At 68.5% G+C, this 12343-nt stretch carries 10 protein-coding genes; 5 read left to right on the forward strand and 5 right to left on the reverse strand.

All coding sequences use genetic code 11. The annotated features are described in order from the left end of the window. Positions 1-215: 215 nt before the first annotated feature. The 4 genes from glgX (at position 216) to AB6807_RS14905 (ending at position 7924) form a co-directional block, all read left to right on the forward strand. Positions 216-2381 (forward strand): glycogen debranching protein GlgX, encoded by a 2166-nt coding sequence (glgX, locus tag AB6807_RS14890; RefSeq protein ID WP_371085191.1) that lies wholly within the window; start codon positions 216-218, stop codon positions 2379-2381. 75 nt (positions 2382-2456) lie between these two features. Then, positions 2457-3764, forward strand: coding sequence for a glucose-1-phosphate adenylyltransferase (glgC, locus tag AB6807_RS14895; protein ID WP_116912456.1), 1308 nt, complete (start codon positions 2457-2459; stop codon positions 3762-3764). An 11-nt stretch (positions 3765-3775) separates the two neighbouring features. Further along, positions 3776-5254: a glycogen synthase GlgA gene (glgA, locus tag AB6807_RS14900; protein WP_371085192.1), complete on the forward strand. Its 1479-nt coding sequence runs from the start codon at positions 3776-3778 to the stop codon at positions 5252-5254. 186 nt (positions 5255-5440) lie between these two features. After that, a complete protein-coding gene (locus AB6807_RS14905) occupies positions 5441-7924 on the forward strand; it encodes a glycogen/starch/alpha-glucan phosphorylase (protein WP_371085193.1) in 2484 nt (827 codons plus the stop codon). Between the two features lie 76 nt (positions 7925-8000). On the opposite strand, the gene AB6807_RS14910 is transcribed toward AB6807_RS14905, so the two are convergent. The 4 genes from AB6807_RS14910 to AB6807_RS14925 form a co-directional block, all read right to left on the reverse strand. Next, positions 8001-8483, reverse strand: a complete 483-nt coding sequence (locus AB6807_RS14910) for a biopolymer transporter ExbD (protein ID WP_116912459.1) — start codon at positions 8481-8483, stop codon at positions 8001-8003. A gap of 43 nt (positions 8484-8526) precedes the next feature. After that, positions 8527-9222, reverse strand: coding sequence for a MotA/TolQ/ExbB proton channel family protein (locus AB6807_RS14915; RefSeq protein WP_116912460.1), 696 nt, complete (start codon positions 9220-9222; stop codon positions 8527-8529). 37 nt (positions 9223-9259) lie between these two features. Then, positions 9260-10045 (reverse strand): 4-hydroxy-tetrahydrodipicolinate reductase, encoded by a 786-nt coding sequence (gene dapB, locus AB6807_RS14920; protein WP_371085427.1) that lies wholly within the window; start codon positions 10043-10045, stop codon positions 9260-9262. Positions 10046-10218: 173 nt separating this feature from the next. After that, the gene (locus tag AB6807_RS14925) at positions 10219-10788 is read right to left on the reverse strand and encodes an outer membrane protein assembly factor BamE (RefSeq protein WP_371085194.1); all 570 of its coding nucleotides are present in this window, start codon (positions 10786-10788) and stop codon (positions 10219-10221) included. A 91-nt stretch (positions 10789-10879) separates the two neighbouring features. Here AB6807_RS14925 and fur point away from each other — a divergent pair, with 91 nt between their 5' ends. Further along, positions 10880-11299, forward strand: a complete 420-nt coding sequence (gene fur / locus AB6807_RS14930; protein WP_116912463.1) for a ferric iron uptake transcriptional regulator — start codon at positions 10880-10882, stop codon at positions 11297-11299. Positions 11300-11358: 59 nt separating this feature from the next. On the opposite strand, the gene hprK is transcribed toward fur, so the two are convergent. Further along, positions 11359-12312: an HPr(Ser) kinase/phosphatase gene (gene hprK, locus AB6807_RS14935; protein ID WP_116912464.1), complete on the reverse strand. Its 954-nt coding sequence runs from the start codon at positions 12310-12312 to the stop codon at positions 11359-11361. Positions 12313-12343: the final 31 nt, after the last annotated feature.

Genomic DNA, 12343 nt, shown 5'->3' on the forward strand with positions numbered 1-12343 from the left:
CGGATCAGGGCTCGCCCTTGTTTGAGCGAAGCGAGTTTGGGCGAGACCCCGCGAAACGTGAGCACCGCAGGTTGCCCCGTAGCGCAGCGCAGGGGTCGCAGACAGTGGGGTCGCCTTTTCTTTGCTTACTTTCTTTTGGCGAAGCAAAAGAAAGTAAGTCGCCCGCCGGGGCGAGTCCCGGCCCCGAAAACAAAACACCAAAGAGAGCAGACAGCATGCTGAGCCCAGGCACCCCTTTCCCTTTGGGCGCAACCCAAACCCCTCAAGGCGTCAACTTCGCCCTGGCAGCCCCCACAGCAGAGCAGGTAGACCTCTGCATCTTCGACAGCACGGGCACCCATGAGCAGCAGCGCCTGAAGCTCCCCGCATTCACGGACGGCGTCTGGCACGGCACCCTCCCCAGCGCCAGGCCGGGCCTGGTCTACGGCTACCGCGTCCATGGCCCATGGAGGCCGGAAGCGGGCCAGCGCTTCAACCCGGCAAAGCTGCTGCTAGACCCGTACGCACGCGAAATAGCGGGAACCTACGACGGCAGCGACCTGTTCCTGGGCCACGTGCCCGGACGCCCCCAAGAACGCGACAACCGAGACAACGCAGCCATCGCCCTGAAAGCCAGGGTCGCCCGGGCCACAGCTCCGATAAATGCATCGGCAAATGCATCGGCAGGTGCATCGACAGACGCACCAGCACATCAGGGCCATGCCCGCATCCCAGCCGGAGACCGCGTCCTCTACGAACTCCACGTCAAAGGCCAAACCCGGCTGCACCCCGCATTACCAGAGCAACTCAGAGGCACCTACGCCGGCCTGGCGGAACCGGCAGTGCTCGACCACCTGCAACGCCTGGGCGTCACCACCCTCAGCCTCATGCCCGTGCAGCACCGCGCCGACGAGCAGCGCCTGCAGCGCATGGGCCTGAGCAACTACTGGGGCTACACCACCATCGGCTGGTTCGCGCCCGAGGCCCGCTACTGGAGCGGCCGCCCCGGCACCACGCCCGCCAGCGAATTCCACGCCATGGCCGACGCCGTGCACGCGCGTGGCATGGAGCTGGTGATCGACGTCGTCTACAACCACAGCGCCGAGACCGACGAGCTCGGCCCCACGCTGTCGCTGCGCGGCATCGACAACGCCCTGTACTACCACCTGCGCCCCGACGACCGCGCCCTCTACGAGAACTGGACCGGCACCGGCAACTGCCTGAACCTGGGCGAGCCCCGCGTGCTGCAATTGGTGATGGACAGCCTGCGCTTCTGGGCCTGCGAGATGGGCGTGGACGGCTTCCGCTTCGACCTCGCCCCGGTGCTGGCGCGCGACGCGCAACGCGGCTTCGACCCGCGCGCGCCCTTTCTCGCCGCCGTCGCGCAAGACCCGGTGCTTTCGCGCACCCTGCTCATCGCCGAGCCCTGGGACATCGGCCCCGGCGGCTACCGCCTGGGCGAGTTCCCGCCCGGCTGGCTCGAATGGAACGACCGCTACCGCGACACGCAGCGCGGCTTCTGGCTCCGGCAGGCGCACGACGACAAGGCCAGCCTGGGCGACTTCGCCCACCGCTTGACTGCCTCCAGCGCGCAGTTCGCGCACAGCGGCCGCGCGCCGACGGCGAGCGTCAACTTCGTCACCGCGCACGACGGCTTCACGCTGCGCGACCTGGTGAGCTACAACGAGCGCCACAACCTGGCCAACGGCGAGGACAACCGCGACGGCCACGGCCACAACATGAGCGACAACTGCGGCGTCGAGGGCGCCAGCGACGACCCCGCCGTGCTGGCGCGGCGCACGCGGCTGCAACGCGCGCTGCTCGCCACGCTGATGCTGTCGCAGGGCACGCCCATGCTGCTGGCCGGCGACGAGCTCGGGCACAGCCAGCAGGGCAACAACAACGCCTACTGCCAGGACAACGAAACCACCTGGCTCGCGTGGGGCGAAGCGTCGGCACCCGACAGTGGCACCGGCACCGGCACCGACGCGGCAGGGCTGAGCGCCTTTGTCGCCCGACTGGGCGCCCTGCGCCGCCAGGCCCCGGCCCTGCGCAGCACGCGCTGGTGGCCCGCCGAGCCGCCGCAGGGAACGCCCGCCGGCATCCGCTGGCTGCGCCCCGATGGCGAACCGATGACACCGCAGGACTGGCACGCGGGCACGGCCCTTGCAATCCTGTTTCCGAATGCTGCAACGACCGCGAAGGACGCGACGGACACCCCCGCGAGCGACTGGCTGGTGATGGTGAACGCGGGCCCCGACACCGTCTCTTTCAAGCTGCCCGCGGGGGCGTGGCGCCTGTGCCTGTCGAGCGATCCGGGCCTGGACCCCGGGGATGCCGGCCAGCCGCTCGGCGCAGCGCTCGAAGTGCCTTCCCAGTGCCTCGGGATTGCAAGAACGTAGCAGCCAGGGACACGGCGCGGTGCTAGTCTCGATACAGAAACTCTGACGACGAATTCCAACGAACGGAGACACAGGATGGACAAGTTCATACCCCAACCGCCGCAGCACGAGCTGCAGGCCCATCAACTGGTCCGTCGCACCATCGCCCTGGTGCTGGCCGGCGGACGCGGCTCCCGCCTCAAGCAGCTCACCGACCGACGCGCCAAGCCGGCCGTGTACTTCGGCGGCAAGTTCCGCATCATCGATTTCGCCTTGTCGAACTGCCTGAACTCCGGCATCCGGCGCATGGCGGTGGTCACGCAGTACAAGTCGCACTCGCTCATGCGCCACCTGCAGCGCGGCTGGAGCTTCCTGCGGGCCGAGCTCAATGAAATGGTCGACGTGCTGCCCGCGCAGCAGCGCGTGGGCGACGAGCACTGGTACCGCGGCACGGCCGACGCCGTGTTCCAGAACCTGGACATCATCCAGACCCGCTCCACCAAGCACGACTACGTGGTGGTGCTGGCCGGCGACCACATCTACAAGATGGACTACTCGCTCATGGTGAAGGACCACGCCGAGCGCGGCCTGGGCTGCACCGTCGGCTGCATCGAGGTGCCGCGCATGGAGGCCACGGCCTTCGGCGTGATGGCCGTGGACGGCGACCGCCAGATCACCGAGTTCCTCGAGAAACCCGCCGACCCGCCCGCCATGCCCGGCCACCCCGACGTGGCGCTGGCCAGCATGGGCATCTACGTGTTCGACTCCGAGTACCTCTACCAGCTGCTGGAGGAAGACAGCGTCAACCCCGACTCGAGCCACGACTTCGGCAAGGACATCATTCCGCGCGCCGTGGCGCAGGGTCGCGCGCTGGCGCATCCGTTCGGCATGTCGTGCGTCACGCGGGCCTCGCGCGGGCCGGGCGCCAAGACCTACTGGCGCGACGTGGGCACGATTGATGCATTCTGGGCAGCCAACCTCGACCTGGCCGCCATCACCCCGGAGCTGGACATCTATGACACGGACTGGCCCATCTGGACCTACCAGCGGCAGCTGCCCCCGGCCAAGTTCGTGCTCGACCGCCACGGCCAGCACGGCATGACGGTGAACACCATCGTGTCGGGCGGCTGCATCGTCTCGGGCTCCAAGGTGAGCAGCTCGGTGCTGTTCTCGGGCGTGCGCATCCACTCCTTCTGCGAGATCAACGAGGCCGTGCTGCTGCCCGACGTCGAGGTCGGCCGCGGTTGCCGGCTGAGCAAGGTGGTGATCGACCGCGCCTGCGTCATTCCCGACGACATGGTGATCGGCGAGGACGCCGAGGCCGACGCCGCGCGCTTCGAGCGCACCGAGAACGGCGTGGTGCTGGTCACGCGCGAGATGCTCAAACGGCTCGCCGCCGCCTGACCACGCCGACGATGCGAATCCTCCAGGTCAGCGCCGAGCTCTTTCCCCTCCTCAAGACCGGCGGCCTGGCGGACATCGCCGGCGCGCTGCCGCTCGCGCTCATGGCCGAGGGCGAGGACGCGCGCGTGCTGCTGCCGGGGTTTCCGGCCATCGTGGCGGGCCTGCACGACCTGGTGCCGGTGGCCGAATTCAATGCGCCCTGGGGCGAACGCTTCGCCCTGCGCTTCGGGCACCTTGCCACCGATGGCACCCCGGCCGTTCCGGCCTACGTGATCGACGCGCCCTCGCTGTACGACCGCCCCGGCAACCCCTACGAAGACGCGTCGCGCCAGCCCTACGGCGACAACCACCGCCGCTTCGCCCTGCTCGGCTGGGCCGCGGCGCAGCTGGCGCAAGGGCTCGATCCGCTGTGGCAGCCCGAGGTGGTGCACGCGCACGACTGGCACGCCGCGCTGGCGCCGGCGTACCTGCACTTCGCGCGCGAGGCCGGCGACCTGCGGGGCCGGCACGTGGGCAGCGTGTTCACCGTGCACAACCTGGCCTACCAGGGCCTGTTCGCCCCCTGGAACTTCACCGACCTGGGCCTGCCCGCCCAGGCGTTCCAGATGAACGGCATCGAATACCACGGCCAGGTGTCGTTCATGAAGGGCGGCCTGAGCTACGCCGACCGGCTCACCACGGTGAGCCCGACCTACGCGCGCGAAATCCAGACGCCCGAGCAGGGCTGCGGCCTCGACGGCCTGCTGCGCCAGCGCAGCGGGGTGCTCAGCGGCATCCTCAACGCGGTCGACGACAAGGTCTGGAACCCGTCGAGCGACGCGGCGCTGGTGCAGGGCTTCCACACGCCCGAAGGCCGCCACATGGCCGGCAAGGCGCGTTGCAAGTCGGTGCTGCAGCACCAGCTGGGGCTGGCCGAGCGGCCCGATGCGCCGCTGTTCATCCTTGTGAGCCGGCTCACCGAGCAGAAGGGCCTGCACCTGGTGCTGAACGGGCTCGATGCCCTGCTTGCGCAGGGCGGCCAGCTCGCGCTGCTGGGCGCCGGCGAGGCGTGGCTGGAGCAAGCCTTCCGCGAGCGCGCGGCAGCGTCGCCGCAATCGGTCAGCGTGACCATCGGCTACAACGAGGCGCTGGCGCACCAGCTCTTCGGCGCGGGCGACGTGACGCTGGTGCCCTCTTTGTTCGAGCCCTGCGGCCTCACGCAGATGTACGGCCTGAAGTACGGCAGCCTGCCGCTGGTGCGCCGGGTCGGCGGGCTGGCGGACACGGTGGTCGATGCGTCGCTGGAAGACCTGGCCAGCGGCGAGGCCACGGGCTTCGTGTTCGACCGCTTCGACGTGCCGGACTACGAACGCGCCTTGCGCCGCGCCTTCGCCCTGTACCAGCGCGCACCCGACTGGCGGCGCGTGCGCGGCCATGCGATGCGCCGGCCTGCGGACTGGGGGACTGCGGCCGGGCAGTACATCGACGTTTATCGGCAGGCGCTGGCATGACTTGCCGTCTGTTCATTCGACGCAGCCTGCACGCAGGGCGCGATCACCCCGGTGGCCTGGGCTCTCGCCCCGAACAGTCCGAGCCCGCAAAAACCCGACCCAGCAGGTCCCGCGGTGTTCCTGCAACAAGACCGTGCCGACCCAGCGCACGGCCCCCAAACACCACACACATCGAGAGTGCCCACCATGACGATCAAAGACTTCGCCTACGACCACCCTGACCGCGACGTGGCGGCCTTCAAGCGCGCGGTGGCCAACAAGCTGATCTACGCGGTCGGCAAGGACCCCGTGGCCGCCAGCCAGGACGACTGGCTCAACGCCACCTCGCAGGCCGTGCGCGACCAGCTGGTGGAGCGCTGGATGATGACCACGCGCGCCAACTACGCGCAGGACCTGAAGCGCGTCTACTACCTCTCGATGGAATTCCTCATCGGGCGCACCTTCACCAACGCGCTGCTGGCCGTCGACCTGTTCGACACCGTGCGCGAGGCGCTGGCCGACTTCGGCGTCGACATGGACGCCCTGGCCGAGCGCGAGCCCGATGCCGCCCTGGGCAACGGCGGTCTCGGCCGGCTGGCGGCCTGCTTTCTCGACTCGATGGCCACGCTCGGCGTGCCCGGCATGGGCTACGGCATCCGCTACGAGTACGGCATGTTCCGCCAGCAGATCGTCGGCGGCCAGCAGGTCGAGACGCCCGACTACTGGCTCACGCGCGGCAACCCGTGGGAGTTCCAGCGGCCCGAGGTGAACTACCGCGTGCGCTTCGGCGGGCGCGTGCAGAAGCGCGAGGGCACCAACGCCCCCTACGGCGCGGCCGACTGGGTCGACACGCACGACGTGCGCGCCGTGGCCTACGACACCATCATTCCCGGCTACGGCACGCAGGCCACCAACACGCTGCGGCTGTGGTCGGCGCGCGCCACCGAGGAAATCGACCTCTCGGCCTTCAACCGCGGCAACTACATGGGCGCGGTGGAAAGCAAGAACCAGTCGGAGAACGTGTCGCGCGTGCTCTACCCCGACGACTCCACGCCCTCGGGCCGCGAGCTGCGGCTGCACCAGGAGTACTTCTTCTGCAGCGCCAGCGTGCAAGACCTGCTGCGCCGCTACCTGCGCAACCACAAGACCTTCGACCAGCTCTCCGAGAAGGTCAGCATCCACCTGAACGACACGCACCCCGTGCTCGCCGTGCCCGAGCTGATGCGGCTGCTGCTCGACGAGCACGGCCTCGACTGGGACACCGCGTGGGAGCACACGCAAAAGGTGTTCAGCTACACCAACCACACGCTGATGCACGAGGCGCTGGAGACCTGGCCGGTGGAGATGCTGGGGCGCATCCTGCCGCGGCACCTGCAGATCATCTACGACATGAACGCCAAGTTCCTGGCCACGGTCACGCAGAAGGCGGGCAACGACGTCGAGCTGCTGCGCCGGCTGTCGCTGGTCGACGAGGCCGGCGAGCGGCGCGTGCGCATGGCCTACGTGGCGGTGCTGGCGAGCCACTCGATCAACGGCGTGTCGGGGCTGCACTCGGAGCTGATGAAGCAGTCGATCTTTGCCGACTTCGACAAGATCTTTCCCGAGCGCTTCAACAACAAGACCAACGGCGTCACCCCGCGCCGCTGGCTGGCGCAGGCCAACCCGCCGCTGGCGGCGCTGCTCGACCAGCGCATCGGCAAGGGCTGGCGGCGCGACCTGTCGCAGCTGGAGGCGCTCAAGCCCATGGCCGACCAACCGGCCTTCGTGCGCGCCTTTCGCCATGCCAAGCGCGAGAACAAGCTGCGGCTGGCCAACTGGGTCGAGCAGCACCTGAAGATCGACATCGACACGGACGCCATGTTCGACGTGCAGGTCAAGCGCATCCACGAATACAAGCGGCAACTGCTCAACGCGCTGCACGTGGTGGCGCGCTACCACCGCATCCTGGATGCTCAGGCCGCCGGTGAAACGCTCGACATCGTGCCGCGCGTGGTGGTGTTCGCGGGCAAGGCGGCGTCGGCCTACGTGATGGCCAAGCTGGTCATCCGGCTCATCAACGACGTGGCGGCCACCATCAATGCCGACGCGCGCGTGGGCAAGCTGCTGAAGGTGGTGTTCCTGCCGAACTACAGCGTGAGCCTGGCCGAGATCATCATGCCGGCGGCCGACCTGTCGGAGCAGATTTCCACCGCCGGCACCGAGGCCTCGGGCACCGGCAACATGAAGTTCGCGCTGAACGGCGCGCTGACCATCGGCACGCTGGACGGCGCCAACGTGGAAATGCGCGAGAACGTGGGGCCGGAGAACATCTTCATCTTCGGCAACACCACGCCCGAGGTGGCCGACATTCGCGCCCACGGCTACCAGCCGCGCGACATCTACGAGCAGAACGCCGAGCTCAAGCGCGTGCTCGACGCCATCCGCGACGGCGCGTTCTCCGCGGGCGAGCCCGCGCGCTACCAAGGCATCTACGACGCGCTCGTGAACTGGGGCGACCACTACCTGCTGCTGGCCGACTACGCGAGCTACGTGGCCAAGCAGGCCGAGGTCGATGCGCTGTACCGCGACTCCGACGCGTGGACGCGCAAGGCGATCCTGAACGTGGCGGGCATGGGTGCGTTCTCGTCTGACCGCACGATCGCGCAGTACGCGCATGAAATCTGGAAGACCAAGCCGGTGGTGCTGGGCTGAACCCGCGGTTGCGGTGGTCGAGCGGCACGACGCTGCTGATCGGGTTGCCGCTCGTGGCCTGAGCGGCGGCGATCTCTCAGCGCGGCGCTGCGGGCGTGGCCGAGGTTGCCTGAGGCGCGTCCGTCACGAAGCCGATGCGGCTCAGCCCGGCCTTGTTCGCGATGCCCATCAGCGCCACCACCTTGCCGTAGGGCACGGTCTGGTCGGCGCGCAGCTGCACCTCGGTGTCCTTGCTGTCGGCCGCGGCCTTTTCGAGCCGGGTGGCCAGTTCGTCGTCGGTCACCGGCTGGTCGTTGAAGAACACCTTGCCCGACGCATCGACCGCCAGGCTCACGAACTTGGGCGCGTCGTTGGGCTGGCCGGCGTCGGTCTGAGGCAGGTCGAGCTTGATGGAGCTGGCCATCAGCGGCGCGGTGATGATGAAGATCACCAGCAGCACCAGCATCACGTCGACCAGCGGCGTCACGTTGATGTCCGACAGCGGCCGCTGCGCGCCGCCGCCCATGGCGCGCCCGCCGGCACCGGTGCTGCTGCCTAGCGATGTGCGTCCGAAGGCCATGGTGCAGCGTGCCGTGTTGAAGCTGTTGAAGCGGTGGAAGCCGTCAGACCGGCATCGGCCGCGCGGGCGGCGGTGCCACGGGGGCCGGCGGCGTGCCGAAGCTGGCCAGCAGGTCGTGCGCGAAGCCTTCGAGCTCGGCCTCGATGCGCCCGATGACGCGGCCGAACACGTTGTAGGCCAGCACGGCCGGAATGGCCACGGCCAGGCCGAAGGCCGTCATGACCAGCGCCTCGCCGACGGGGCCGGCGACTTTGTCGATGGTGAAGCCGCCGGTTTGACCGGCAATGCCCGCCAGCGCCCCGTAGATGCCCCACACCGTGCCCAGCAGCCCGACGAAGGGCGCGGTGGCGCCCACGGTGGCCAGCAGGATCTGGCCCGCCTGCAGCCGCCGCAGCGCGCCGTGCAGCGCGTCGCGCAGCACACGGGTCAGGCGCTGGTTGCGATCGACCGTGGCGCCCAGCGTGCCGTCGGGCGCACGCGTGGCCACGCCCTGGATGGCGGACACGGCGGGCCAGACCAGCCCAGCCTTGTCGAAGGCCTTGAGCTTGTGTTCGGCGTCGGCCAGCGTGGACGACTGCCAGAACGCGGCGATGCTGCGCAGCACGTCGCGCGTGCCGCCGCGCAGCAGCCAGGCCTTCCACAAGATGATGACCCAGCTTGCGATGGACATCGCCAGCAGCAGCGCCGCCACCGAACGGCTGACGCCGTCGCCGTGGGTCAGCAGTTCGAGCACGCTCATCGGCGGTCCTTTGGTTCAGCGAAAACGCGGCAGGTCTTCAGCGAAGACCCAGCACGTCGTACATGTCGAACAGGCCCGCGCGCTGCCCGGCCAGGAAGCGCACCGCGCGCAGGCTGCCCTGGGCGTAGGTGACGCGGCTGGACGACTTGTGGGTGATTTCGATGCGTTCGCCCGTGCCCGCGAACAGCACGGTGTGGTCGCCCACGATGTCGCCGCCGCGGATGGCCGAGAAGCCGATGGTCGACGGGTCGCGCTCGCCGGTGATGCCGTCGCGGGCGTACACGGCGCATTCCTTCAGGTCGCGGCCCAGCGCGTCGGCAATGACCTCGCCCATCTTCAGGGCGGTGCCCGAGGGCGCGTCGACCTTGTGGCGGTGGTGCGCCTCGATGATCTCGATGTCGTAGCCGCTGGACATGGCCTTGGCCGCCATCTCGAGCAGCTTGAAGGTCACGTTGACGCCCACGCTCATGTTGGGCGCCATCATGATGGCGATGTCTTTCGCGATCTCTGCGATCTCCCCCTTCTGCGCGTCGCTGAAGCCGGTGGTGCCGATGACGGCCTGAACGCCGAGTTCGCGGCACACGGCCAGGTGCGCCAGCGTGCCTTCGGGGCGGGTGAAGTCGATGAGCACCTGGGCGTCCTTCAGGCCGGCACGCAGGTCGGACACGATGGACACGCCGCTGTCGAAGCCGAGGAAGGCGCCGGCGTCGGTGCCCAGGGCCGGGCTGCCCGCGATGTCGAGCGCGCCGGCCAGGCGCAGGTCGGGCGCGTTGCGCACGGCCTCGACCAGCATGTGGCCCATGCGGCCCGAGGCGCCGGCGATGGCAACGCGGCGCGCATCAGAAGCGGCGGCGGAAGTGGAAGCGGGATGGGCGGAGGCGGAAGTGGGTTCGGTCACGCGGATTCAGTCATGCAAAAACACGGGGAACACGGAACGGGCACTGCCTGGCTCGGCGGGCGCCGCCCGCTACGGCTGTCTGTCTGGCTGCGGCGCGTTCAGCGCGCGGCTTCGAGCGGGGGGTAGGCGGCGGGCAGCGGCGGGAGCGAAGCCTGCGCGTCGGCCTTGTCGGCGGTGTCCGCTTTCTTGTCGTCCTTGGAGGGGGCGAATTTCTTCAGGTCGTCTTCCGAGGCCTCGAGCGTGGGCACCTTGCCGGATTTCTTGCGGGTGTCGAGCGTAGCGACGAAGTCTTCTTCGCTCGGCATCTCGTCGCCTTCGAAGCGGTCCATGATTTCGCCGTTGAAGAACACCGTGAGGTGGCGTTCCTGCGGGTCGACGCCCTGGCGGCGGATGGTGAACACGTAGTCCCAGCGGTTGGCGTGGAACACGTCGGTCAGCAGCGAAGTGCCGAGAATTTCACGCACCTGCTGGCGCGACATGCCGGGCTTGAGCGCCGCGACCTGTTCCTTCGACACGAAATTGCCCTGGACCACTTCGACCTTGTACGGGGTGACCGCGGACAATGCACTCCGCGTCCGATCGCTGAAGCTGCTGCAGGCACCGAGGCAAAGCGTGGCGGCCACGGCGGCGACCATCAGCCAGGGACGGCGTTGGAAAATGGCAGGCATGGGAGGAAAAGGGGGTAGCGATATGATCGGCCATTGTAGCGGCAGCCCCTTTTCCAGGGCCTTTGCCGCAGCCCAGGGCGCAGGAACCAACATGGCCAACATCGACGAACTCAAGAACACCGGCCTCAAGGCCACATTGCCGCGCCTGAAGATCCTCGAGATCTTCCAGACCGGCAGCCAGCGGCACATGACGGCGGAAGACGTCTTTCGCGTGCTGCTGAACGAACACTCCGACATCGGCCTGGCCACGGTCTACCGTGTGCTCACGCAATTCGAGCAGGCCGGCATCCTGGAGCGCAGCCACTTCGAGAGCGGCAAGGCCGTCTACGAACTGAACGAAGGCACCCACCACGACCACCTGATCTGCACCTCGTGCGGCAAGGTCGAGGAGTTCTACGACGCCGAAATCGAGCGCCGCCAGCAAATGATCTCCAAGGACAAGGGCTGGATCCTGCAGGACCACGCCATGTCGCTGTACGGCCTGTGCGGCGACTGCGCCAGCAAGCACTGACACCGACCGCGGAGCGCCACGTCTGAGCGCACTGGGCTCACTGGGCGCAGAAACCGCGCTCAGTCCTGCCCGTTTTCCATCGCCTTGTGGTGCCGCGCCACGAAGTCGGCATAAGTGTCGATGCCGCGCAGCTGCAAAATCGAATTGCGCACCGCCGCCTCCACCAGCACGGCAATGTTGCGCCCCGCCACCACCTGGATGATGACCTTGCGCACCGGAATGCCCAGCACGTCCTGCGTGAGCGGCGCCGAGGGCATGCGCTCGTAGTCGCGCTCGAAGCTGTCGCGCCGCACCAGGTGCACGATGAGCTTCAGCCGCATCTTCCGGCGCACCGCCGTCTCCCCGAAGATCGCGCGAATGTCCAGCAGGCCGATGCCGCGCACCTCCAGCAGGTTCAGCAGCAGGTCGGGGCAGCGCCCCTCGATGGTGTTCTGGTTGATGCGGTACAGGTCGACCGCGTCGTCGGCCACCAGGCCGTTGCCGCGTGAAATCAGTTCGAGGCCCAGTTCGCTTTTCCCGAGGCCCGACTCGCCCGTGATCATCACACCCATGCCCAGGATGTCCATGAACACGCCATGCATCGAGGTGCGCTCGGCGAAGTGCTTGGACAGGTAGGCGCGCAGCAGGTCGATCACGAAGGCCGACGACTCGCGCGTGGCGAACAACGGCAGCTGCGCGCGCTCGCAGATCGACAGCAGCTCGTCCGGCGCGGCCTGGCCGTCGGCCAGCACCAGCATCGGCGGCTCCAGCGTCACGATGCGGGCGATGCGCCGGGCGCAGTCTTCCTGGCTGCCCCGCGTGAGGTAGGCGACCTCGCGGGCGCCCAGGATCTGCACGCGGTAGGGGTGGATGTAGTTGAGGTAGCCGACCAGGTCGGCGGCAGATTGCGCGCGGCTGATGACCTCGGGGTCGAACTGGCGTTCGGACGCGCCCAGCCCCGCGAGCCATTCCCAGCGGAGCGAGCCGCGGAACTCCTCGAACATGGCATCGGCGCTGATGACGGTCGGCTTCATGCGTTCAGGCGCCGGCGCACGGGCGCAGGCA

This window comes from Variovorax sp. RCC_210, assembly GCF_041355175.1.
Lineage (GTDB): Bacteria > Pseudomonadota > Gammaproteobacteria > Burkholderiales > Burkholderiaceae_C > Variovorax.